The sequence below is a fragment of the Legionella sp. km535 genome (assembly GCF_003990085.1).
GTDB classification, from domain to species: Bacteria; Pseudomonadota; Gammaproteobacteria; order Legionellales; family Legionellaceae; genus Legionella; species Legionella moravica.
Genome location: NZ_RZGU01000002.1, coordinates 108,990 through 134,935, shown reverse-complemented (window position 1 = coordinate 134,935; position 25,946 = coordinate 108,990). Strand labels below are relative to the sequence as shown.

Genomic DNA, 25,946 nt, shown 5'->3' with positions numbered 1-25,946 from the left:
TCTAGTTCACTTCAGCCGGCTCATCAGGCTTATGACGATGATCTTCTGCAATATAGGTGTACATAGTTGGAACGACAAACAGAGTAAATCCGGTACCAATCAAGAGTCCAGTTGCAATCACCAGGCCTATATCGAATCGGCTGACCGCACCAGCTCCAGTCGCAATAAGAAGGGGCACAACACCAAAAACCATTGCTGCAGTAGTCATTAATATTGGTCTTAATCTGATTGCGGCGGCCTCTTCTACAGCAGCCCGTTTATCCAGATTTTTTTCTCGCTGAAGATGGTTTGCAAAGTCAACAATCAGAATACCGTGTTTACTGATAAGGCCTATTAAGGTAATCAATCCCACTTGGGTATAAATGTTGATGGTTGCCAGGCCTAAATTCAGTGGAATTAATGCTCCACAGATGGACATGGGCACGCTGATCAAGACAATTAAAGGATCACGGAAGCTTTCATACTGAGCGGAAAGCACTAAAAAGATGATGACGATTGCAAACAGGAATGCAAATATCAGAGCACTTCCTTCCTGCATGAATTGCCTTGATTCACCGCCGTAGTCATAGGTAAATCCTTTGGGTAAAGTTTCATCCGCTGCTTTTTGTAAAAATTGAAGTCCATCCCCCAGAGTTTTTCCAGGCATCATAACCGCTTGAATGGTGGCAGAATTTAATTGCTGGAAGTGTGTTGCCGCATTGGGTTGCGTTTTTTCAACCGGAGTTACTACAGTGGAAAGAGGAACCATAGTACCGTTTGCTGTTTTAACGTAGATCTGTCCTAATTGCTCCGGCGTTAAGCGATATTTTCTATCCAGTTGAGGTATAACCTGATAACTTCGTCCCTCCAGGTTAAAATAATTAATGTAGTTGCCTGAGAGTGCGCTGGTTAAACTGCTCCCTATGGCACGCATATCCAATCCCATTTCTGAAGCTTTGGCGCGATTGATTAAGTATTCAACCTGAGGTTGATTAAACTTGAGTGAGTTATCAATATAGATAAACAACCCGCTTTTTTTAGCACGCTCTGTTAGTTTATTCGAGACATCAAATAAACTTTGGAAGTCATTTGTGGTTTTTATAACAAACTGAACGGCTGGACCGCCGCCTCCGCCAGGAAGGGGAGGGGGAACTATGGCGAACGCATTTAATCCCGCAATACTGGATAATTTATCCTGCAGTGGTTGCTTTAAAGCAAATTGGTTGGTTGATCTTTGATCCCATGGTTTCAGAACCATACCTGAAATGGGTTGAGCCATATTTACGGTAAAATAGTTCTCTGTTTCAGGAAAACTCTTGTAGATTTCATCAAAAGGTTTGGTAAATGCTTCGATGTAATTGAGTGTTGCTGATTGAGGTGCTACTGCCATGACAAAAAAGAACCCTTGATCTTCGTCTGGAGCAGTTTCAGCAGAGGTATTGGTATACAAGTACGGCAGCATTAACAAGATGACCGCAGCAAAAACAAGCATAATCGATCGGGTATTTAATAAACTATGTAGCGCATTCTGATATTTAACTTTAAGGTTATTAAATAAATTATCGAGAAAATGTACAAATTTTCCACTACTGATTTCTTTTGTTAATACTTTAGAGCACATCATGGGTGATAAGGTTAAGGCTATAACCCCTGATATGATTACGGCACAGGCCAAAGTAAAAGCAAATTCTTTAAACAGAGCCCCCGTCAATCCGCCCATAAATCCTATAGGTGCATAAACCGCAGCAAGCGTAATGGTCATCGCGATTACCGGTGTAGCAATTTCCCGCGCTCCTATAATCGCTGCTTCGTAGGGTGATTTTCCTTCTTCAATATGTCTATGGACGTTTTCGACAACCACAATCGCGTCGTCAACCACCAGACCAATAGCCAAAACGAAAGCTAACAGAGTAAGAAGATTCACACTGTACCCAAGTATCAGCATAAGCGTACACACACCAACCAGGGAAAGCGGTATGGTGACTACTGGAATCAACACTGAGCGAATGGAGCCAAGAAATAAAAAGATAACAACAATTACAATCACACCCGCTTCGATAATAGTATGCATGACCTCACTAATGGATGCTCGAATAAAAGCGGTCGCGTCATAGACTATGGTTCCTGTCAGTGATGGAGGGAATTCTTTGACAATAGAGGGCATCAGTTTTCTGGCATCGCTGATCACGGTCAGTGGATTTGCTGTTGGAGTAGGAGTAATTGAGATAAATACGGCTTTTTTACCGTTAAATGTTACTGAACTGTCGTAATTTTGAGAGCCTAGTGTAACATCGGCAATATCTCGAAGCCTTACTATAGAACCATTGGAGCTTCTTACGATGAGTTTGCTGAATTCCTCGGCATCGTTCAAATCGGTTTTTGCGTTCATGTTGATGGCAACGTATTCACTTTTTGTGCTGCCTGCTGCAGTGAGGAAATTGTTACTGGCCAGCACTGAGGCTACATCTGCGGGAGTAACATTTAATGCCGCCATTTTAATGGGATTCATGAAAATCCGCATGGAATAGGTTGCCCCTCCTAATATCTCAGCTTTGGCTACTCCATCAACAGTTTGTAATTGAGGTTGTACCACTCGAGTTGCATAGTCTGTAATTTGTTGAGGAGTCATCTCTTTACTGTCCAGGCTGATGTACATCAAGGCAGTAGAAGAATCTGATTTTTTAAGAATTACAGGTTGCTGTGATTCTTTAGGCAATTGGTTAATCGTTTGTTGAACTTTACTCATTACATCGGTAAACGCGATTTGCGGATCAAAATTTAGTTTTATAGTAAGCGTGATGGTGCTTAAACCTAGATTACTGGTTGAGGTCATGTAGTCTATACCTTCAGCGCTTGCCACAGCACTTTCCAGTGGGGACGTAATAAATCCGGCAATTAATTCAGCGTCAGCACCAGGATAGGCAGTAACGATGGTAATCACTGTATTGTCCATGCGTGGGTATTGACGAATCTGCATTTTATTTATGGAGTTAATTCCAAAAAGAAAAATCAGCATGCTGACTACTATGGAAAGCACTGGGCGCTTGATGTATAAATCTGTAAATTTCATAAGTTATCCTGCAAATAAACCAGCAATTATTAAATTAAAGAGCTTAAAATATGGAGCTCTGTACTTGAAACAGGAGAAATCTCAGGATTTCTATTAGGTTCTGTTGCCAATTGTTCTATAACGCCTACATGTCATTGCTTGTCCTTATCATCCAGAAGAGCGTGACATACCGCGGATGAACCCGGATCAAATCCGGGATCGGTACACCAGTGTTTGCGATTAATGAAACAAGTAAATGACCAACAGACTCTATTGTCCCATGCTGTCCGGATTACTGATATCAGTCAGTTGGACACTGTTATTAATTACAACAGGAGTTCCATTTTGCAGTTTGAGATCTCCAGTGCTGACAACCAGTTGTCCGGCCTTTATTCCTTTTTTTACCACCGTGTAATTTCCCTGTTGTTCACCAGTAGCAACAAATACGCGATTTACTATCAGTTGATCCGAGCCGTCTTTGTTCTTTTTGCCTTCGGAATTTTTTTCAATGATGTAAATTGAGTTTCCATAGAGACTATAAGATATTGCTGTAGAGGGAACTATAACTGTATTGGGTTCTGCCGGTTGAGGAATTTCAATGGAAGAGAACATACCTGGAATAAATACATATTCACTAATATTGTTCTGACGATTAACTTCACTGTTGCAGGTGACTATGAGTTTGCTTCCTCTGACTTCTTTTCGTGTTTTAACCAGAGTTGATTTTGTTGGATCCTTAATTGCCTTGGAAGGGCAGTTAGGCAATGTCGCCTGAATCAGGATGTTATGTGTGTTCAGGTCTATTTTGGAGTTTATTGCGGAAATCGTCCCTTCAAATATCGTATTGGGGAACTCTTCAACTGAAAAATAGATGCTTTGATTCAACTGGATTCGTTTATAAAATTGTTCGGGTATATAGAATTCCAGATACAGCGGATCCAAAGACTGGAGGGAAACAATGGACGTTTGTCCCGGTGTGACGTACTGTCCGAGATTTACTCCACGAATACCCAGGCGTCCAGCAAAAGGTGCTGTGATGTGTTTCTGATTTATCTGGGCTTGTATCTGCTCGACTTTAGCCTGAGCCTGTTGCAAATTCGCTTTGGCTTCATCAACACTTGAACTGGGAGTAGCGCCTCGCTTAAACAGATCGGTTTGCCGTTTATAGTTTAGCTCCTTTAGAGTCAGTTCAGATTGATTAAATTTAAGCAATGCTTGATCAATACTGTCATCGATTGTAATCAGGGGGGCATCTTTATTAACAAATTGACCTGAGTCAAAGTCAATTTTAACCACGTTTCCTGATGCTTCAGAGTTGACATCAACTCCGTTGATTGCAACGAAATTACCAATAGCACTAATGGTAGGCAACCAGTCTACTGATTCGGCTACTGCTGAAGAAACCGTTACAGCAGGGGGCTCATAGCTGGCAAAAAATTGCTTGATCATCATTGCCTTAATCAAATTGAAGGCAATGATTCCACCGAAAACAACCAATAAGGCAATTCCCATGATCATCATACGCTTTTTCATTGTCTTTCCCTGTGGATATTCGCTAAATTTTTTAATTTGCCAAATATAACATAAAGATATACTTTATCACCTTATTGTTTTGATATGTTTCAATTTTTATTTATTTCATGGATATAAAAATATCCTATTGACTAAATTGAAGACTTTGTTACTATGCGGCTTCCATCTTAATAAGGGGGTAAACCATGAAGTTGAAGTCGTTCTTGTTCCTAGTTTGTTTTAGCTTATTTAGTCATGTTTTTGCGGCAAATGTTCATCTTAATCCCAATGCTGATACTAAAGACAAACAATCCATACAAAAAGGCGTAACTTATCCTGGATATTGTCAAATTGAAATCATTAACCAAAGTTACACTGACGTTAATGTCTTCGGAACTTTTGACGATGGTTCTACTGTCGATTTTAATATTTATCGTTATGAATCACCTCACTATATTAGTTTATTCTATAATTTCTACTGCCATAGTGGTATGTACATTACGATTACTTCACCGTTCTACACTATTTACTCCGGTTGGACTAACGTAAACAGTACTATTCGTGTAGTTCCCTTTTTGAAAGAAGCAAAAGCCGAATTATCAACCCGATAAATCACTCAAAAAAGGTCCATCATTGATGGACCTTTTTTAATTCTGAGGAGTTTTTTATGAGATACCTCGTCTCAAGTCTGTTAGCCCTGCCTTTATTGACCTCCTGTACCGTTGTTGAACAGCAATATTATGATCGTGGTTATTCTATTCCTGCTCCAATGGTTGAAGTGAGGCCAGTTAACCCTCATCGTCATTTCCATGCTAATCCTGTATACCGGCCAGCTCAGGCGGGGGGAGTTTATCATGGGCATCCGGATGCCTATGCAAATAAAGTGCTGATATCACCACGTCCTCGTCCAGCCCAGATTGGTGTACAGAATAATGTACATGGCCATGCTGAAACTATTGGAACAGTTCACGGTCATGCTGGGAATTCTGGAACAGTCCATGGTCATGCGGGAAGCGCTGGAACGACTCATGGTCATACACCAACTGATAATCGTGCTGCTTTGCAACATTCTCAAAATCATGGTGTTTCCAATCAAGCCAAGGTTAACCCGTCTGGAACGATTAATCGTGGTAATGCCCAGGTACATAATAAAAATCAGGATGTTCATACTAAATCGCATGGACATAGATAGTGGGCGCAGTTAGTTTTCATTGGTATCGTCTGAAGACTTGCTGTCGCTATCGCGTTATTGTTTCATAATTAACCCTGGAATCTGAGATGAGCGTACAGGGTTTTTGCTTATACAGAATTGAGGGTTAATCACCGTATTTTATGTCCTGTTCAAGGAATAAACCCGCGTGAATACCCCTTCGTATCTGAAGACATTTTGTGGTACTCTAGTAAGGTTTTTTCTTTAAGGAGCCTTTATGATTGACTCACTGAAGATGTTACTGGTGGGAGCTGTTTCCATGATCATTATTGCTTGTGCTGCTTCTCCTCAAGCTGAAAGTACTGGAGAGTATCTTGACAGTACAGCAACAACTACACGAGTGAAAGCAAGTTTGGTTGATCAATTAGGTACAGATGGATTTGCCGTTAAAGTTAAGACATACAAAGATCAGGTACAGCTAAGTGGTTTTGTAGATTCACCACGAATTAAACAAAGAGCCGCAACTATTGCTGCCGGAGTAGGTGGTGTAAAAAGCGTTTGTAATGACATTATTGTTAAATCACGATAGTTATTATCCAGGCTAAGGAATTTCACATGTTTGATGAAAGTTATACCATAGAACATTTTGATGATGCGCTGTTTCAGGCCATTGAAAATGAAAAGCGTCGTCAGGAAGATCATATTGAGCTCATCGCTTCTGAAAATTATGTGAGTCCCAGAGTATTGCAGGCTCAGGGGTCTGTACTTACTAATAAATATGCAGAAGGCTATCCTGGTAAACGTTATTATGGCGGATGTGAGTATGTAGACATCGCTGAAGAGCTGGCTATAGAAAGAGCAAAAAAATTATTCGGCGCGCATTATGTTAATGTCCAGCCGCACTCAGGATCCCAGGCTAATGCCTCTGTCATGATGGCTTTATTATCACCTGGTGATGTTTTTATGGGAATGGCGCTGCCTCATGGCGGTCACCTGACTCACGGTTCGAAAGTCAATTTCTCCGGTAAATTGTATCAGGCAGTAGAATATGGCGTCGATGTCAATACGGGTTTAATTGATTATGATGTTGTAGAACAACTTGCCATACAGCATAAACCCAAGTTAATTATTGCCGGATTTTCAGCTTATTCGAGAACGCTTGATTGGGCAAGATTCAGAGCGATTGCTGATAAAGTAGGTGCTTATTTAATGGCGGATATGGCACACGTCGCCGGTTTGGTTGCTGTTGGACTGTACCCATCTCCCTTACCTTATGCTGATGTTGTTACAACCACCACGCATAAAACGCTAAGAGGCCCTAGAGGTGGTTTGATACTGTGCAAAGAAAATGAAGAAATTGAGAAAAAATTAAATTCTGCAGTGTTTCCAGGCATGCAGGGTGGCCCGTTAATGCACGTTATTGCAGCGAAGGCCGTTGCTTTTGCAGAAGCTTTATTGCCTGAATTTAAAGCCTACCAACAACAGGTTCTCGTCAATGCACGAACCATGTGCGATGTGTTACAAAGCCGAGGCTATAACATTGTTTCAGGTGGAACCGATAATCATTTAGTACTGGTAGATTTGATTAACAAAGATATTACCGGAAAAGAAGCAGATGCTGCTTTAGGCCGAGCTAATATCACTGTTAACAAGAACTCGGTACCCAATGATCCCCGTTCGCCTTTTGTAACCAGTGGGTTACGATTGGGAACACCTGCTGCAACGACACGAGGATTTAAAGAAAAAGAAATAACGCTTCTAACCAATTGGGTGGCAGACATCCTGGACAATATCAATGATGAAACGATCAACGCACGTGTAAAAACTCAGGTTTTGCTTCTGTGTCGTGATTTCCCGGTTTATGGTTAATCATGTACTGCCCTTTTTGTCATGCTGAAGAAACCAAAGTGGTCGATTCTCGTTTAGTCGCTGATGGTGCTCAGGTGCGCAGGAGGCGAGAATGTCTTCTTTGTCATGAGCGGTTTACTACTTTTGAGACTGCTGAATTGATTATGCCCTTAATCATCAAACGTGATGGACGACGGGAACCCTTTAACATCGATAACCTGCGCTCAGGCATGCTTCGCGCTCTGGAAAAAAGACCGGTAAGTGTGGACAGTCTCGAAGCAGCGATTATTTCCATTACTCAGGAAATTCGTCGCAGAGGTGAACGTGAAGTGGATTCTCAACTGATTGGTGAATTGGTAATGAATGAGTTATTCAGGTTGGATCATGTTGCTTATGTGCGATTCGCATCCGTATATAAGCGCTTCAAGGATGTGAGCGATTTTAGACAGACTATAGATCAAATGAAACACGATAAAGAGTGACTGCGTTTATTCCTCAATAAGATATAGAACCCACATATCAAATGAAATGAGGGATATGAGAATGAGTTATTTTTAAAAAGGTAAATTGATTTAATGTCTTTAGGTTTTTATAAGGTCATTATCCTTGCGAAAGAGGGGATCCATCCTCAAAATGAGCACTATACTGCCTGTTTGCATGGATTCTTGCTTTACAAGGATGACGCATAGAAAGTGACGAATGTTCAGGTTCGGGATCTTTAAAGCCCGATCCATTCAAAAGTACGAGGTATAAGTGGAAAAGCAATCAATAAGTGGTAAAAGGAAAGCACGTAAATTAGCATTACAGGCATTGTATCAATGGTTAATGTCAGGTTCTGATCTTCATGAAATTGAAGCACAGTTCCGGGTTATCAATAATATGGATAAAGTAGATGTAGAATATTTTACCCGTTTGCTCCACGGTGTTCCTGCACATGCAGAGGCTTTGGAAGCGAGTTTCTCTCCATTTCTTGACCGGGATGTTAGTGGATTGAATCCTATAGAGTTAACTGTATTACGTATTGGTTCCTTTGAACTCTTTCATTGTCCTGAAATTCCTTATAAGGTCGTACTTGATGAATCCATTTCTCTGACCAAGGAGTTTGGATCGCAGGATGGGCATCGCTATGTCAACGGAGTATTGAATAATCTGGCACAGCAGGTACGTTCAGTAGAAATCAGTCTTGGCAATGAATGAATTTTCTCTAATTGATTTTTATTTTAAGTCTTTTCCTGTTCGGCATAAGGAAGTTCTGTATGGTATAGGTGATGACGCCGCCTGTTTGCATTTACCACGAGGAACTGATTTATTAGTCAGCACAGATACTTTGGTTTCAGGAGTTCATTTTCTTCCCGAATGGGATCCTTATGATATTGCCTGTAAAGCGGTGATGGTTAATGTGAGTGATATGGCCGCGATGGCCGCAGAACCTTGCTATGTGACTTTAGCATTGACACTTCCAGAAATTCAACAACCCTGGCTTGAGGGATTTTCAAAAGGTTTAAGGGACTCGCTAAATCGCTTTAATATTGATTTGATCGGCGGTGATACGACTCATGGTCCTTTATCGATAACATTGACCATAATGGGTCATGCACCGCATCAACAAGCAATCAGACGTTCTGGAGCAAAACCAGGAGATGTCATCCTGGTTTCTGGACTTCTGGGTGCTGCTGCGCTGGGTGTTAAATCGCTGGGCGAGCTCACTATTCCCGCCTATGATAAAACCGAATTAATGCGTCAGTTATTACACCCTAATCCTCGGGTTGATTTGATTCATTTGCTTCGCAAATATGCAACATCTGCTATAGATATTTCAGATGGCTTAAGTGCAGATCTAAATCATCTATGTATTGCCAGTGGCGTTGGAGCCTGTTTAAATAAAAGAGATATTCCCGTTCATCCTTTGGTTAACAAATATTTGAGTGCTCAGGCTGTTGACTTGGCTTTAACAGGGGGCGATGATTATGAGCTATGTTTTACAGTTAATTCCTCACAGTTGGGGCAATTAAAGGATGAGTTGTATGAAATTAACTTAGAGTGTTATCCGATTGGAGTTATAGAAGAACTCCCTGGTTTAAGGATTATAACCTCAAATGATCAGCCGGAAGAATTAAAACCAGTTGGTTATTCTCATTTTTAAATTGGATAAATAGAGTATGAATCAGGTAAATTTGGTTAATCGTGTATGGCAGGATCCTGCTTATTTTATAGCCTTTGGCTTTGGTAGCGGATTGATGCCCGTAGCTCCCGGAACCTGGGGGACTCTTGCCGCAGTTCCACTTTATCTTTTAATGATGAACACCCATTGGGGTATTTATCTGGCTTTGACCGTCCTTGCTTTTATTCTAGGAGTCTGGGTCAGTGATAAAGTATCACGGGATTTGGGATTACATGATTATAAAGGCATCGTCTGGGATGAAGTTGTAGGTTATTTATTGACTATGTTTTTAGCCCCAAAAGGTGTGCTTTGGATGATTCTGGGTTTTATTTTATTTCGTCTTTTCGATATATGGAAACCTCAGCCAATACGGTATATTGATCAAAAAGTACACGGAGGCCTGGGCATCATGCTGGATGATGTCGGGGCTGCAGTTCCTGCCTGGTTGATTATGCAACTTTTAGCCTGGAGCTTTTCGTAATGAATGAAAATCATAAAGAACTCATCAGTATGGGGTTGACGGTTAGCATCGTTATACTCTCCATTTTTATTGTTCATAAATTCATTCCATCAATGATTTGGGCGGCAATTATTGCTATTGCAACCTATCCCTTATATAAAAAATGGTGTTATTTTTTTGGTAAGAAAGATAATGTATCGGCATTATTATTTACTACGCTTATGGGCTTGCTGTTTCTTATTCCTTTAAGCTGGCTTGTCGGGATCCTCATTAAAGAGTCGCAGCTGTTTATTAATTTTTTGCAACAAATTAATAAGGACGGTGGAGCAGCGCCGGAGTTTTTTAAGAATTTCCCTTTGATTGGTAATGATTTGGTACAATACTGGGATGAGAATATTGGCAAACCTGGTAATATAAAAGACTTCTTATCCAATCTTCATGTTACCCTTACTCCAGCAAGTTATTACATTAAGCAAATCGGATTTAATCTGGCCCATAGAAGTTTTCAGGTTGGATTTACTTTATTAACCTTGTTTTTTTTCTATCGTGATGGCGATAAGTTATTGTCGCAAGTTCATCATGTGGGGGAATACTGTCTTGGCACCCGGTGGTTTCGTTATTCGGATCGATTGCCAAGGGCATTGCGTGCAACAGTCAATGGAACCATAGTTGTAGGCATTGGGGTGGGTATCCTGATGGGAATTTGTTATGCTCTTGTCGAGTTTCCCGCACCCACATTGACCGGATTTATTACCGCCTTGGCTGCCATGATTCCTTTTGTCGTGCCTATAGTGTTTATCGCCGTAGCTTTGGTTTTACTTTCTGTAGGCAGTTTGATAAGTGCAATTATAGTTTTGGTCTGGGGCACTTTGGTTATGTTTGTTGCTGATCATTTTGTTAAACCGGTACTGATTGGTGGGGCTATAGAATTGCCATTTTTGGCCGTTTTATTTGGTATCCTGGGTGGAGTTGAGACTTTAGGGCTACTGGGACTATTTTTAGGACCTATGGTCATGGTTTTATTTGTTACCCTGTGGCAAGAGCCTCAGGGTAAACAAAATGAAACAGCTTAAGTCCCGCTTTTATCAAAGGATAAACTGACGGTAAAATTAAGTGAATTAATGGCATACCGCTTATTACCATAATCTTTCAGAGTATTGGTCGTGAGATAGCGGTAATCCATTCCGGCCCAGGTGAAATCATCCATAAAGAGACCTAAGCCAAGAATGCCTTGGGCTGCGCCACTGGTGAACGTTCTGCTTGAGCCACGAGAGGTAACATCCAGGGTGTAATAGTTTCGAATGAAATTACCTCTGCTTGTAAGACGGGCGTAACCAATTCCCAATCCTACATAGGGAAACACACTCGCATTGTCGCTGTCATAATTTATAAAATCCCAAAATACGTTAGCCAAACCGTACATGGTGGCAACACTGCCGTTAAATCCCAGGTTATTCGCCTGAAAATGATCCTGAGGACAAATACCGGTGGGAGTCTGCACAATGGGACTTTGCAGGGTACAATCGCCAATATCTACAGAACCGGATCCATTCCAGTTATAGAGAAATTCCCCCTCAACCCGGAATTGATGGTATCGGTAGCCCAGCATAGCGCCACCGCCGCCGCCAATTCGGTTATTATCTACTTTTCCCACCCAAATCGTTGGATCAGGTGGTTCTATAAAGGCAATTTCATGGTTTGCAGGACCAGTACTCATTTCTCCCAGCAGACCCAGATAAAATCCCTGCTCAGGGTTCACTGCAAAGGCTGTAGTGTTGATTAGCAGGTTTGATAACAATCCCAGTTGAATTAGCTGCTTCATTAAAAATCCTTACTTATAATTAACCTGATCAAAACGATAAACTGCCCCAGCACTCGCAATATGTGCCTGGAATATTTCGCCAAATCCGTTCGGCTTATCCGTTGCTACATAGCGATACGCCAGGTTCACCGCGTAATTTTCCGCAAAGTTATAAGTAATTCCCGCAGTTCCCTGATAGGCAAAAGCACTATCGCTTACTGAGAAAAAGCTTGGAGCGATTGGGCCTGAACTGGAAAGATTTGCTTGAAGATAGGCATAACCAATACCCAATCCTAAATAGGGAGAAATGGCGGGTAACATTTCAGGAAAATCATAGTAGATGTTTGCCATTAAAAAGTTACCGGATGAGTAACCTGATGCATCCCGTTGATTTATATGATCGATATCAAAATGCTTCAGGTTAGCACGAAGATAGGTATATTCCGCTTCATAACGGAGTGGATTACTTTGAAATCCGATACGACCCCCGGCATTATAACCGCTATTATAACCAGCCCGGTCTCGATGAATGTAATCTATTGTATAATTATCAATATTACCAGGTATAAAAGTATATCCACCGAATACGCTGGTATACCAACCGTCAACCGGGGTTGCTGCTGAAGCAATCCCAGTGGCTAATAGAGCCGCTGAAAGTAGTGAAATTCTCATGACATCCCTTTGTTATTATTTTTTAACTAAACCATGTTAGCGATTTACTTTAAATTTGCAAGCCTTCTGTGGTGCTTTACTTCGAGCAGTGCTGAATTTTATTAGCCCCTGGAGGGAGCAGGCTAAAACAAGCAAATTAACGCATAACTCTTTTGAGGTTAAGAATTTTGTTACTTGTATAAAAAAATTATTGAGGTAATATGAAAGATGGACATAAAAAGGAGCTTATATGCCTCTCAAGGATGGTAAGAAGAGATTAGTCATTCTGGATAATTTGGATGTATTCGTTGAAAAATTATTAACTCGAATTGCAGAAGAATCGGAACAAGGTCGTGCTGAACTAATTGAACTGTGTGAAACCGCCAAAAGAAAATACAACCAACCAATTCAATCCTGGTTTATTGGATGGGTTTATCAATATACAAGAGCCAGAGGTCCCGAAGTGGACTTGGCAATCAAGAGCATGGAAGAATTTCATGATACCTTTACTCGCTTGCAGGAAATTAAATTATTAGTCACTAAAGGCAAATGGAATGTTGGCTCATTTAATTATTATCTGCTTGATGGATTAATTGGTAGCGTTCCTGGCTATATGCCTCTCACAGATAAAAACCGTGATGCAGTCATTGAGCGGGTTAGTGAATTAATTATCGATAAAATAGATTCTTTTATAGTTCAATACCGGGCAAATCGTAAATTGATTGAAGCCAAGGAGTTAGAACTGCAAAAAGCGCAGCAAAGCATTAAACAAACTGTGGATAATGTACTTATTGCTAAAAATTTGGAAGATGCTATTCGTTCAGCTAAAGAATCCCCGGACAAAATTCAATTTTCTATCTTTCTGCAAAAAGGCGTTTGGACCTTGCATTGGGTTGATGTTCAGGGCAAAGCATACACCATACAACCGAGTGAAGAATGGATCGTTTTGCTTATTAATAACCAATCAGAGGATTTGGATAAAATAAATCCTGTGCATATGAAGCGCTTGAAGAAGGAATGTGTTAAAGCAAGAGACATGTTCCTTGATAGAGTTCAGGTGTTAGTAAATCCTGTAGATCCCCGTTCTAATGCTGAGATGAGTAATGATACACTGGTGAAAAATGGAAACCTGACTACGTTTGTTTTGCGTGGCAACCCAGGTCATTATTCTCTGCACTGGATCAATTCGTTAGGGGATGTAAAAACTATTGTTTTAGATCAATACCCTCAAATGGCAAGCTGGCTTGAAGAACAAGACACTTTAACTGAGGAGCACATTTATCAGTTGAGAGCTTATTTGATGTATGTTAATACTTCAAAATCGATTGGCATGAGTGAGTTTAAAACTCAGCTCATGAGCTGTCTGGGTAAAAGAATGCAATTAACCACTGATGAGCCGGAGCCTGTTCCTGTTAAAACTCCAGTCGTTGTTAATAAGCTGAACATGGCTCAGTTCGCTGATCTTGAAGCCTGTTTGAGCAAGGGAAATCAAGTACACGATACACAATCCCCGCTTCCTGAAGAAGGGCATTCTTCAAAATTACCTCTACCAGGAAAACTCAATATGAAAATGTTCAGTACTGTTGTCGCCACATTGGGAGGAGAACAGAATACTGAATTAGATGAATACGCGCCTGCTCAATCGTCCACACCCTTATAAAACCATTATTTACCGGATGTAGCCAGTCTTTTCCGAATGCCACTGGGCTGATTTTGATTCCTGGATCAGCCTGGCGGTGGTTGCTATCATTGTGTTTTAATAATTTACTCACATGACAAAAAAGCTGTCTTGCCCGCCCAGGCGGGAAATAGCAATGGGCCTTAAGCATTTCTTGACGAAATGCAAAATCTTTAGTTCCCAATGTTATCGAAATCTCGCTAAAATGTCCTTCTCCCTCAGCCAGGAGGCACGGCTGTCCCATTAAAAATATGACGTCTTTCCGAGCGTAGCGAGGAATCTCCTGTAAGGTTGCACGATCCCATTACAATGCGGCCATTAAAATCATATCAAGAGTTGAGTCTCCCCAGCCAGCCTTTTTCTGCGGGCGCCTAATGCTCATATCCTTAAATTTCTTTTTGGTATTCTGTAACCTGTTCAAAATAATATGCCGAACCATCGCCCTATTTTCAGGAGCATGATCTTTGCATACGCGAGAATCCTCTTCACGTAATGTAACGTCCAAGACCCAATGTAGACTGTTCTCGACAGCCCAGTGACTACGAATAGTCTGAGCAATTTGTTTCGCATTTGCAGCCAAGCTGCTGATAAGGTAATGATAATTAATGCATTAATTTAGATTGTGCCATTTTTCAGGAGATTCCTCGCTACGCTCGGAAAGACGTCATATTTTTAATGGGACAGCCGTGAAGCCCGGAGGGAGAAGGCGATCCTGGTGGGATCTTGATAACCTATTTTTGTGAGGATCTTTGATTTTGCGTGGATTACCTATCAGAAGAGAGGAACGTTCAGCGTCTGCGCGGGTACAGAGATTAAATTGATGACGTTATTGACTCCCTTCCTGGTCTTAAGTCCAGAGGGAAGTCAACTGTCTATTGAACAAGCAACACCAATCTAAGACCCTGGCTTTTGAGGTGTCTCGCTATTGAGGGCTCTGTTTTCAGAGGTTGAGGTGGACGATGAATGCTCGTGACTAAAAAACGAATGAGAGGAGGCCGCAGCGCTTTTTGCTTTTTCAGCATAAGGCTGAAGGATTCGTTGGGATTCCCATTTTACTACTGCGTAGTCCAGTACTGTTTTGTTATTTTTGTCCTTAGCCATCAAGAATTCTGGTATTTTATCTTTTGGCAGGCAGGCCAAAACAAGCTTTAGGGATTCTGGATAACGTGCTGCTTCGTGCAAAAGAGTCATGTCATTTTGGTCTTTAGTCATCACCGCTTCAGCCTGATTGCTTTCTGGAATGCAGGCCAAAGCAAGCTTCAGGGATTCTGGATAACGCGCTGCTTCGTGCAAAATAGTTATGCCATTTTGGTCTTTAGTCATCACCGCTTCAGCCTGGTTGCTTTCTGGAATGCAGGCCAGAAGAAGTTTCAATGATTCTGGATTGCACGCACCATTGTGCAAAATGGTACTGTTATATTGGTCTTTAGTCATCACTGATTCAGCCTGTTCGCTTTCTGGAATGTAGGCTAGAAGGAGTCTTAGTGAATCGGGATTGCCTGCCGCAGCGTGCAGCACGGTTTCTCCATAAATGTTCCTTGCCATCACTTGAGATCTTATTATTGGCTCTGGCAATTCAGCCAGGAAGAGTTTCAGAAATGCTGGCGCATGGGCTGTGACATGCAGTACCGTGTCGTCATTTGCTCTCTTTTCCATCACGATTTTTGCCCGTTCTTCCTCTTTCAGAAAAGTCCAAAGGACTTCTATAGCTTGCAAATAAAGAGGCGCGTAATCGAGTAGAGTCTTACCATCCCTATTTTCTTCTAACAAGGCAGTTGCTCTCATACCTTCGGGAAGGAAGGCTAAAAGATGACTTAGGGAGTTGGGATAGCTCACCGCGCATTGCAATAGATTGTCTCCATGAAAAAAATTTTTCATTTCATTGGGTATAAGTGGATCCAAATATTCTTTTGCAAAATTTTTCTCTAGTATGAACGGTATTTTTATTTCCTCTGGCAGACAGGTTATAAGTGAATATAAGGCTTCCGGATTAGATAGTGCTCGTTGAATAGGGGTCCAACGATACCTATCCCTGTCGTTCTTCAATAAGAGTGCGGCTCTTTGAGCTTTGGGGATACAGTCCATAATGGAGACGAGTATTTGAGGATCATCTGCTACTCTGTGCAGCAAGGAGGTATTATTTCGATTTACCTCCATGAGTGTCTCTGCCCTCGCATCCTCCGGCAAGCATTTAAACAGAGATTCCAGGCATTTTAAATCGGATGCTGCTGCATAAAGGACGGTATTACCTAGATTGTCTTTTATCACTAAAGCAGCAGCTTTATCTTGCTCCGGTAAAAAGTTTAACAAGATTTCCAATGATTTCGGATTCGTTGTCGCGTGAAGCAGGAGGGTATATCCATGCCGGTTTTTTGCACTTAGTGCTGCTGCCCTAATTTCTTCCGATAAGCAGTTCAACAGGAATTCCAGATGACTAGGATCCTTTACTGCTTGATGCAGGATGGTTTGGTCGAAATGGTCTTTTGCCAAAATTGTATTTGCTCTTACTTCCTTCGGTAAATAGTTCAAAATTAATTCCAGATTATTCAGATTTTTTGCTATTTCATGTAGAACGGTACTGCCGTAATTGTTTTTTGCCATCAAGACTTCAGCGCGCTCGTTTTCCGGAATACAGTCCAGAAGGAGTATTAGTGATTCAGGATTATTTGCTGCCTCGTGCAAAACGGTTTCACCATAGACATTCTTTTCCATCACTTGTAATGTTCTTATTTGTTCTGGCAATTCATTCAGAAAGAGATTCAATAATTCGGGATTCCCCGCTTGGATATGCAGTAGAGTGTTATTTTCTGTTCTTTTTTTCGTCACGGCATTTATTCTTTCTTCCATTGGCAGATAAGGCCAAAGAATTCTCAGTGCTCCCGAACAATTAACCGCCTCATCAAGAAGGCTCCTCCCAAAACTGTTCTTTGTTAACACAGCCGCTGCCCTCGTATCCTCGGGAAGACTGGCAAGAAGTTGACCTAAAGAGTCCGGATAGTGTACTGCCCGTCTCAATAGAGTGTCTCCATCAAAATTCTCCTCTAATATGAAAGGTAATCTGGCTTCCTCAGGCAGACAGGCCAGAAGTGTAGCTAAGGCTTTCGAATTAGATAGCGGCGGTTCAATAGGGGTTATGCCATTCCGGTCTTTCGTTATTAAGAGTTCTACTCTTTTGGCTTTTGGGATGCAGTCCAGAAGGGCAATCAGGGATTCGGGGTTATTTGCTGCTTTGCTCAGCACGGTCATATTGTATCTATTTATCTCCAGCACGGCATTTGCCCTTTCTTCCTCCGGTAAGCAACTCAAAAGAAATCCCAGGCATTCCGGCTTCGATGCTGCTTCATGCAGCACGGTCATGCCTTGATTGTCTTTTGCCATTAAGGCTTCCGTGAATTTTTTTTCAGGAAGGCAGTCCCTAAGGAGCGTTAGGGATTCCAGGTTTGTTGCCGCATAGTGCAGCACGTTTTTGCTATAATGGTCTTTCGCCATGATGGCATCAATCTTTACGTGTTCAGGTAAACAGCCTAGAACAATGTTCAGTGTTTTCGTCTTGCTTGCTGCAAAGTGTAGCACCGTGCTTTGATATCTATCTTGACTAAGCAAAGCGACTGCCTTTTGGGCTTCCGGTACATAGGTCAGTACGAGTTCTAAGGATTGAGGGTTTCTTGTTGCTTCATGCAGCAAGGTTTTTTTACCCATATCTTTCGCAAGTATGGCTTCCATTCTTTTGTCTTCGTCCAGGGCGCCAAGGAACCATTGTACAAAAGACAGATGCTCCTGACTTAGCGCTGTGACGAGTGGACGGTAAGAACCAGCTTTCATTGCAAGGTAGTTGGCTCCCCTTGCAAGCAGAGCAGCGGCCAGGGGGATGTGCCCCATTTCCGCAGCAAGATAGAAAGGCGTCACCCCTTCTTCATTGGCAACATCTGGATTGAAATTTGGATGTTCGATGAGGGCTTGAATGACGTCTTCCGGCATGTCCTTGGAACTTGCCAGTAATTGTGCAACATCAAAGCTGGTGGATGGAGCAATATTCCCAGGGGTTACTATTGGCGGTTTGTTTTCTGGTATCACACCGTTAGCAATATTTTCGATGTAGTTAAGGAGCTCATCCGGATAGGAGTCGCGTGCCAGGGCCAACGCACCAACCCCCTGCGCCTCATTAAAGCGATTGCGCAGGAAATTAAGAAGAATACGAAGGTTCATCGTAAACGTTTCTGACCAGGTGTCTTGGGTATAGCATAATGCATGGAGCAGGATACGGTTTATCTGGTACGGTGTAATATCGAGTACGCCGTCTTCGTTCATTCGGCCGGTCCATTCCGAGAGCTTACTGTCGGTGACGCGGATTGCTGGCATGGCATTCTGTACTCTTGCGTTTTCTCGAAAAAAAAGCTCACTAAGTTTGGTGAACAGATTCGCACGCACTGCTAGCCCGGCATCTCCGATTGCGGCATGCCAGTTGGCAAAGTAATTACTGATAAAATCGTGAAAGGACGAATTTTTCCACATCCCCAGTCCATGCTCAAATGCTTTAATAGTGCGCTCTAGTGTTTCGGTGTCAGAGAGAAGCTCCTGAAGGGAAGGGGCTTGGTTTCCGAGGCATCTGGCCATAAAACCTAAGGAATGTTCCCAGGCACGATGGTCTTCTGCATGAATATCACCAATATCCAACAAGGTTTGGTGCGTCTTATACTGATGGAGCGCATCCAGGAGACGAGTCAGCAAATAAACTGTTGCAAAAGGGGCATGCTCATCGTCATTTGCCCTATTCAAGGCTTCAGGCAAGAAGTCAGGGCCTCGGAGCCAGTGGAGCATTTCACGGGCGATTTGCTCAACTCCATTTGTTGGAGTCGTGTGAATGCTTAACGCAGCATTTTTTAATGTTGGATGGTCTAGGGCAGCAAGTAGCGGCGTGAAATTGCAGGGTATGGTTTCCAGGCCTGCCATAGAGCAATAATCTGCAATTTTTTTCATCATGTTTGTATCGGGCAGGGTCTCTATTTCCTGAAAACGTGAAAGCACGAAGCTCTGTGCGCCTTCGGAACCACCAGCGGCTGCTATGGCCTTTTTTACCTGTTTGGGCATGCCCTCGAATACCCATGGCAAAAACAGTGACTGGAACTGCTTGTTGAATTTTTGGCGTTCCTCGCCTACCGGATCTCGCCCTTCGGGGAGGGGAATTCCCATCCGTTCGCCAAGCACTTTCTGAGTCATGAAATCAAACAGCCCTCGAAATAACAGATCATCCGCATTCAGCGGTAGGCGCTTGCCCTCGTAGCCATTGAGTGCCATAAGCCAGGCATGGCGAATTCCGGTGGTACAGATAGGTGGGGTCGAAGCAAGAGCATTATTGATGCGGTCAAATTCTTGAAGACGCAGGGCGCGTTCTTTTTTGGGTGAACTTTCTGGCGGCACTGGCCAGACCTGTTCATCAGTATCAATTAAAGCAGAAAGTACGATAGCATAGATCTCTGGCAGGGGCAGGTACCATTGCTCGGAAATTTCAGTGCCGTCTTTAGTGTGCGTCAGCGTGACCCGGTCAAGTTCTGGATGGAGGCTTTGATCGCTGAGGGTTTTAGTCAGCCAGGATTTGGTGTTTTCTTTGAGTTGCGATGTCTTTTGGCGGCGTTCATATCGCTTCCTGACACTCCTCATCCGATCTTGTGCTGCCCCATTGCCTTCTGCACTAAGTGACATGATCGGTGTTGCTGAGGAGGAAGACGAAGGCGATGAGGATGATGAAGACGATGAGGCCGTAGAAGAACTTGCGCCATTGTGACGAACAAGGTATTTGTGCGCCAGGCGAATGGCGAGCGATGCCGCTGCATTCGATACAATCACGTCGTGCGTGCTTTGCTCATTTCTTGTAGCAAGGGCAATCTGCTGTTCTCTTGGGTCAGCCATAGGATAGTTCCTCAAAATAAATATATTAGACCAATATTAATACAAACTGTACTTGTTGTAAATATATTGACCCATGCAAGATCTTCCGATTTAAAATCGATTCTAACCGCTAGCCTCTTGTTTTATTGATAATTCGTTCTCTGGATTTACTATTTTTGAGTTTATGGCCTGTGATGAATGAGCGTGACTAAAAACGGAAGGGGAACAGAATACTGAATTAGATGAGTGGGCGCCTGCTCAAGCGTCGCCCCTCTAATAAAAACCATTAGTTATCGGATATCGCCAGTCTTTTCCGAATGCCACTGGGCTGATTTTGATTCCTGGAGCAGCCTGGCGGCGTTTGTACTCATTGTGTTTTATTAATTTAATGACTTTATTGACTTCATCTGGTTTAAATCCCTGATTGATAATTTCTCTGGCACTTAATCGTTGTTCCATATAAGCCACTATAATGGCATCGAGAACCGAATATTCTGGCAAGCTGTCCTGGTCCTTTTGATTTTCCCTGAGTTCAGCAGATGGGGCTCGCGTGATGACTCGTTCAGGAATGACGGGTGAGATAGTGTTTCTGTAATGTGCCAGATCATAGACCTGAGTCTTAAGGACATCTTTTAGTACAGAGAAACCACCGGCCATATCGCCATACAATGTGGCATAACCTACAGCGGATTCACTTTTATTGCTGGTGGTCAGTACCATTTTTCCACTTTTGTTGGACATGGCCATTAACAACATTCCACGAATTCTGGCTTGTATGTTTTCTTCAGTAGTATCTGGTGCCAATCCTGTAAAAACGGGTTCAAGCACAGACAGTATGGAGTTAAATATGGGCTCAATGGACAGTGTACTATGAGAAACCTTGAGGATATCCAGTTGCTGCAAGGCATCTTCTTTACTCATTGATGCGGTGTATCGTGAGGGCATCATTATCGCATGGACCTGCTCTGCTCCCAGGGCATCGACCGCTATGCTTAAGGTTAAGGCTGAATCTATGCCTCCAGATAGACCAAGCAGGACGCCTGGAAATTTGTTTTTTCTAACGTAATCTCGTGTGCCGCAGACTAATCCTTTATAAATTAATGCTTCATTTGAGAGAAGAGGGGTCAAAATTCCAGCAACGGTGTCTTTTGAAAGTTCTACAGTAGATAAATGTTCCTCAAAAGCGGGTGCTCGGGCGCACACGGTGCCTGTTTTATCCATGGCAAATGATTGACCATCAAACAATAATTCATCCTGCCCGCCAATCTGGTTCACATAGATCATCGCGACTCCTCTTTTAGCAAAAGATCGCAACAGTTCCACTCGGGCAGAATATTTATGGTAATCGAAGGGAGATGCATTCACGCTTATAATAGCGTCCACTCCTGCTTCAATTAAATCATCTACTGGACCTGGTTGCCACAAGTCCTCGCAAATGCAAATTCCCAATTTGTAATTATTAATCATTAAGGTGCATGGATCGCTTGGACCTGGGGTAAAATAACGCGCCTCATCAAATACATGGTAATTAGGTAATTTCTGTTTGTGATATGTTCTGATTTTTTGTCCCATGTGGAATATGCTTATGCTGTTATAACAGCGCTCGTTATCCATCGCAGGATGACCAATCAGTACATAACAGGCTTTAGTCGCTGACTGAATTCGTTGCAGACTCTCATTAACTGCCTGATAAAAATCATTACGAAACAACAGATCTTCAGGAGGATAGCCCGTGAGTGACAATTCCGGAAAAATGATGACGTCATGCTCCGATTGTTGGGATTCAATGAGTTTAATAATTTGGGTTTCATTGGACTGAATCGCACCAACTGTTGGATTGATTTGCGCCATCAAAAGCTTGAGGTTTTCTTGCATTTCAGTAGGTCAAGTAAGTGGGTTACTTACCATTGTATCGTATTTGGAAACAAAGTTATATTGAGCTTCGTCCTCTTTCCATGGAACTCGTATCTCAATTAAAATGATGAGTGCCATCAAATATATTAACTTCCTTCCTGATCTTCTCTCCAGAGGGAAGTCAACTGTCTATTGCACAAGCAACATCAACCATTTCTTAAAGTTAAGACCGTGGCTTCTGAGGCGTCTCGCTATTGAGCACTACATTTTCGGAGTTTGAGGGGGACGATGAATGCTCATGATTAAAAAACGAATGGGAAGACGCCGCAGTGCTTTTTGATTTTTCAGCATACGGCTGAAGGAGCCGTAGGGATTCCTGGTTTCTTGCTGCATAGTCCAGCACTCTTTTGTTCCATTTGTCCTTATCCATCAAGAGTTCTGTTATTTTGTCCGCTGGCAGGCAGGCCATAACACGCTTTAGGGATTCGTGTTTTTCTGCCGCATAGTGCACCGTGGTCGTGTCATATTTGTTTTTCGCCAACAAGGCTTCAGCCTGTTCGTTTTCCGGAATACAGGCCAGAAGGAGTTTCAGGGATTCTGGATTCTTTGCCGCCTTGTGCAGCACGGTTTCGTCATGAATGTTCTTTGCCATCACCAGTGATGTTCTTGTTTGCTCGGGTAATTCAGCAAGAAAGAGTTCAAGAAATTTCGGCATCATTGCTACGTTATGCAGTAGCGTGTTGTCATCTCTTCTCTTTTCCATTACGGTTTTTATCTTTTCTTCCATGGTCAGATAAGGCCAAAGGATTTTCAGCGCTCCTGAATAACTAAGTGAGTAATCCAGCAGGCTTTCGCCATACCTATTCTTTGCTAAAATGGCCGCTGCCCTTGTATCCTCGGGTAGGCTGGCCAAAAGTTGACTTAGGGAGTCCGGATAGCGTACTGCCCGTTTCAATAGAGTGTCTCCATCAATATTCTCCCCTAATATTAACGGTAATCTGGCTTCCTCTGGCAGACAGGCCAGAAGTGGACTTAAGAGTTCTGTATGATGCAGTACCAGTTCAATAGGGGTTTTTCCTTTCGAGTCCTTCGCCATCAAAAGTTCTGCTCTTTTGGCTTTTGGGATGCAGTCCAGAAGGGCAAGCAGGGATTCAGGGGTATTTGTTGCTTTGCTCAGCACGGTGATATCATATTTATTTATCGTAATCACGGCATTGGCTCTTTCTTCCTCCGGCAAGCAGCTCAAAAGGAATCCCAGGCATTCCGGCCTTGATGCCGCGGCGTGCAGCACGGTCATGCCTTGATCGTCTTTTGCCATTAAGGCTTCCGTGAATTTTATTTCAGGGAGGCACTCTCTAAGGAGCGTTAGGGATTCCAGGTTCCTTATCGCACAGTGCAGCACGTTTTTGCCATAATGGTCTTTCGCCATGATGGCATCAACCTTTACGTGCTCAGGCAAACAGCCCAGAACAATGTTCAGAGATTCTGGGTTGTCTGCTGCATAGTGAATCACCGTGCTTCGATTTCTCTCTTGATTAATCAAGGTTGCTGCCTTTTGAGCTTCCGGTACATAGGTCAGGATGAGTCTCAAGGATTCCGGAGTTGTTGTTGCTTCGTGCAGCAAGGTTAGATGAGCCATACCTTCCACAAGTATGGCCTCCATTCTTTTGTCTTCATCCAGAGCGCCAAGGAACCATTGTACAAAAGACAGATGGCCCATATTCAGCGCTGTACTGAGTGGACGGCCAAAACTGTCTTTCATTACAAGGTAGTTGGCTCCCCTTGCAAGCAGGGCAGCGGCCAGGGGGATGTGACCTTCCTCCGCAGCAAGATAGAAAGGCGTCACCCCATCTTCATTGGCAACATCTGGATTGAAATTTGGATGTTCGATGAGGGCTTGAATGACGTCTTCCGGCGTGTTCCTGGAATTTGCCAGTAATTGTGCAACATCAAAGCTGGTGGATGGAGAAATATTTGCTGGCGTCAATATTGGCGGCATGGTTTCTGGTACCACTCCGTTAGCAATACTTTCGACATAGTCAAGGAGCGTATCCGGATAGGAGTCGCGTGCCAGGGCTAGCGCACCTACGCCTTGCGCCTCATTGAATCGGTTGCGCAGGAATCGCAGAAGGATGCGAAGGTTCATCGTAAACGTTTCTGACCAGGTGTCTTGGGTATAGCATAATGCATGGAGCAGGATACGGTTTATCTGGTACGGTGTAATGTCGAGTACCCCGTCTTCATTCATTTGGCCTGTCCATTCCGAGAGCTTACTGTCCGTGACGCGGATTGCAGGCATGGCATTCTGTACTCTTGCGCTTTCTCGAAAAAAAAGCTCACTAAGTTTGGTGAACAGATTCGCACGCACTGCTAGCCCGGCATCTCCGATTGCGGCATGCCAGTTGGCAAAGTAATTACTGATAAAATCGTGAAAGGACGAATTTTTCCACATCCCCAGTCCGTGCTCAAATGCTTTAATAGTGCGCTCTAGTGTTTCGGTGTCAGAGAGAAGCTCCTGAAGGGAAGGGGCTTGGTTTCCGAGGCATCTGGCCATAAAACCTAAGGAATGTTCCCAGGCACGATGGTCTTCTGCATGAATATCACCAATATCCAACAAGGTTTGGTGCGTCTTATACTGATGGAGCGCATCCAGGAGGCGAGTCAGCAAATAAACTGTTGCAAAAGGGGCATTCTCATCGTCATTTGCCCTATTCAAGGCTTCAGGCAAGAAATCCGGGCCTCGGAGCCAGTGGAGCATTTCACGGGCGATTTGCTCAACTCCATTCGCTGGAGTCGCGTGAATGCTTAACGCAGCATTTTTTAATGTTGGATGGTCTAGGGCAGCAAGAAGTGGCGTGAAATTGCAGGGTATGGTTTCCAGTCCTGCCATAGAGCAATAATTCACGATTTTTTCCATCATGCCTTTGTCGGGCAGGGTCTCTATGTCCTGAAAGCGTGAAAGCACGAAGCTCTGTGCGCCTTCGGAACCACCGGCGGCTGCTATGGCCTTTTTTACCTGTTCGGGCATGCCCTCAAATACCCATGGCAAAAACAGTGACTGGAACTGCTTGTTGAATTGTCGGCGTTCCTCGCCTACCGGATCTCGCCCTTCCGGGAGGGGAATTCCCATCTGTTCGCCAAGCACTTTCTGAGTCATGAAATCAAACAGCCCTCGAAACAACAGATCATCCGCATTCAGCGGCAGGCGCTTGCCCTCGTAGCCATTGAGTGCCATAAGCCAGGCATGGCGAATCCCGGTTTTACAGATGCGTGGGTATGCGGTAGCCAGGGCATTGTTGATGCGATCGAATTCTTGAAGACGCAGGGCGCGTTCTTTTTTGGGTGAACTTCCTGGCGGCACCGGCCAGACCTGTTCATCAGTATCAATTAAAGCAGAAAGCACGATAGCATAGATCTCCGGCAGGGGCAGGTACCATTGCTCGGAAATTTCAGTGCCGTCTTTAGTGTGCGTCAGTGTGACTCGGTCAAGTTCTGGATGGAGGCTTTGATCTCTGAGGGTTTCAGTCAGCCAGGATTTGGTGTTTTCTTTGAGTTGCGATGTTTTTTTGCGGCGTTCGTATCGCTCCTGGACACTCCTCATACGCTCTTGTGCCGCCCCATTTCCTTCAGCACTAAGGGACATGATTGGTGTTGCTGAGGAGGAAGAAGAAGGCGATGAGGATGATGAAGACGATGAGGATGATGAAGACGATGAGGCCGTCGAAGAACTTGCACCATTGTGACGAACAAGGTATTTGTGCGCCAGGCGAATGGCGAGCGATGCCGCTGCATTCGATACAATCACGTCGTGCGTGCTTTGCTCATTTCTTGTAGCAAGGGCAATCTGCTGTTCTCTGGGGTCTGACATAAGGTATTTGCCTTACAAAAAATGATATAGATCAATAATAATACAGTCT

General features: G+C 43.2%; 18 protein-coding genes. 10 read left to right on the top strand and 8 right to left on the bottom strand.

From position 1 onward, the window contains the following. Position 1: 1 nt before the first annotated feature. Both ELY21_RS01880 and ELY21_RS01875 read right to left on the bottom strand, forming a co-directional pair. Positions 2-3,049, bottom strand: coding sequence for an efflux RND transporter permease subunit (locus tag ELY21_RS01880; protein ID WP_127106359.1), 3,048 nt, complete (start codon positions 3,047-3,049; stop codon positions 2-4). A 249-nt stretch (positions 3,050-3,298) separates the two neighbouring features. Continuing rightward, positions 3,299-4,561: an efflux RND transporter periplasmic adaptor subunit gene (locus ELY21_RS01875; protein WP_127106357.1), complete on the bottom strand. Its 1,263-nt coding sequence runs from the start codon at positions 4,559-4,561 to the stop codon at positions 3,299-3,301. A gap of 185 nt (positions 4,562-4,746) precedes the next feature. Between ELY21_RS01875 and ELY21_RS01870 the strand changes: the two genes are divergently transcribed. From ELY21_RS01870 to ELY21_RS01830, 9 genes are all read left to right on the top strand, one after another. Further along, positions 4,747-5,151 (top strand): hypothetical protein, encoded by a 405-nt coding sequence (locus ELY21_RS01870; protein ID WP_028384742.1) that lies wholly within the window; start codon positions 4,747-4,749, stop codon positions 5,149-5,151. A gap of 56 nt (positions 5,152-5,207) precedes the next feature. Next, positions 5,208-5,732, top strand: a complete 525-nt coding sequence (locus ELY21_RS01865) for a hypothetical protein (RefSeq protein WP_127106355.1) — start codon at positions 5,208-5,210, stop codon at positions 5,730-5,732. Positions 5,733-5,967: 235 nt separating this feature from the next. Further along, positions 5,968-6,279, top strand: a complete 312-nt coding sequence (locus ELY21_RS01860) for a BON domain-containing protein (protein WP_127106353.1) — start codon at positions 5,968-5,970, stop codon at positions 6,277-6,279. A gap of 26 nt (positions 6,280-6,305) precedes the next feature. Continuing rightward, on the top strand, positions 6,306-7,559 hold the full coding sequence (gene glyA / locus ELY21_RS01855) for a serine hydroxymethyltransferase (RefSeq protein ID WP_028384740.1): 1,254 nt from the start codon (positions 6,306-6,308) through the stop codon (positions 7,557-7,559). Positions 7,560-7,561: 2 nt separating this feature from the next. Then, entirely contained in the window at positions 7,562-8,020 is a 459-nt protein-coding gene (nrdR, locus tag ELY21_RS01850) for a transcriptional regulator NrdR (RefSeq protein WP_028384739.1), read from the top strand. 271 nt (positions 8,021-8,291) lie between these two features. Further along, positions 8,292-8,735 (top strand): transcription antitermination factor NusB, encoded by a 444-nt coding sequence (gene nusB, locus ELY21_RS01845; protein WP_127106351.1) that lies wholly within the window; start codon positions 8,292-8,294, stop codon positions 8,733-8,735. Continuing rightward, positions 8,728-9,681 carry a thiamine-phosphate kinase gene (gene thiL / locus ELY21_RS01840; RefSeq protein ID WP_127106350.1) on the top strand — a complete coding sequence of 318 codons (954 nt, stop codon included), beginning with the start codon at positions 8,728-8,730 and terminating at the stop codon, positions 9,679-9,681. Before nusB ends, thiL begins: the two co-directional genes overlap by 8 nt. A 16-nt stretch (positions 9,682-9,697) precedes the next feature. Further along, complete coding sequence (locus tag ELY21_RS01835; protein WP_127106349.1) at positions 9,698-10,180, top strand: phosphatidylglycerophosphatase A; 483 nt, start codon at positions 9,698-9,700, stop codon at positions 10,178-10,180. Next, entirely contained in the window at positions 10,180-11,232 is a 1,053-nt protein-coding gene (locus tag ELY21_RS01830) for an AI-2E family transporter (protein WP_028384735.1), read from the top strand. Before ELY21_RS01835 ends, ELY21_RS01830 begins: the two co-directional genes overlap by 1 nt. On the opposite strand, the gene ELY21_RS01825 is transcribed toward ELY21_RS01830, so the two are convergent. Beyond that, entirely contained in the window at positions 11,229-11,981 is a 753-nt protein-coding gene (locus ELY21_RS01825) for an outer membrane beta-barrel protein (RefSeq protein ID WP_127106348.1), read from the bottom strand. The two genes, ELY21_RS01830 and ELY21_RS01825, sit on opposite strands and share 4 nt — an antisense overlap. Positions 11,982-11,990: 9 nt before the next feature. Continuing rightward, the gene (locus ELY21_RS01820; RefSeq protein ID WP_028384733.1) at positions 11,991-12,632 is read right to left on the bottom strand and encodes an outer membrane protein; all 642 of its coding nucleotides are present in this window, start codon (positions 12,630-12,632) and stop codon (positions 11,991-11,993) included. A 229-nt stretch (positions 12,633-12,861) separates the two neighbouring features. On the opposite strand from ELY21_RS01820, the gene ELY21_RS01815 reads away from it, so the two are divergent. Beyond that, entirely contained in the window at positions 12,862-14,271 is a 1,410-nt protein-coding gene (locus ELY21_RS01815) for a hypothetical protein (protein WP_127106347.1), read from the top strand. 322 nt (positions 14,272-14,593) lie between these two features. On the opposite strand, the gene ELY21_RS01810 is transcribed toward ELY21_RS01815, so the two are convergent. The 4 genes from ELY21_RS01810 to ELY21_RS15685 all read right to left on the bottom strand — a co-directional run bounded on the left by ELY21_RS01810 (position 14,594) and on the right by ELY21_RS15685 (position 25,897). Continuing rightward, positions 14,594-14,896, bottom strand: a complete 303-nt coding sequence (locus ELY21_RS01810) for an ISAs1 family transposase (protein ID WP_127106346.1) — start codon at positions 14,894-14,896, stop codon at positions 14,594-14,596. 287 nt (positions 14,897-15,183) lie between these two features. Further along, positions 15,184-20,196, bottom strand: coding sequence for an ankyrin repeat domain-containing protein (locus ELY21_RS01805; RefSeq protein WP_127106345.1), 5,013 nt, complete (start codon positions 20,194-20,196; stop codon positions 15,184-15,186). Between the two features lie 252 nt (positions 20,197-20,448). Further along, on the bottom strand, positions 20,449-22,050 hold the full coding sequence (locus ELY21_RS01800) for an NAD+ synthase (RefSeq protein WP_127106344.1): 1,602 nt from the start codon (positions 22,048-22,050) through the stop codon (positions 20,449-20,451). A 202-nt stretch (positions 22,051-22,252) separates the two neighbouring features. Further along, positions 22,253-25,897, bottom strand: coding sequence for an ankyrin repeat domain-containing protein (locus ELY21_RS15685; protein ID WP_199741609.1), 3,645 nt, complete (start codon positions 25,895-25,897; stop codon positions 22,253-22,255). Between the last annotated feature and the right edge of the window lie 49 nt (positions 25,898-25,946).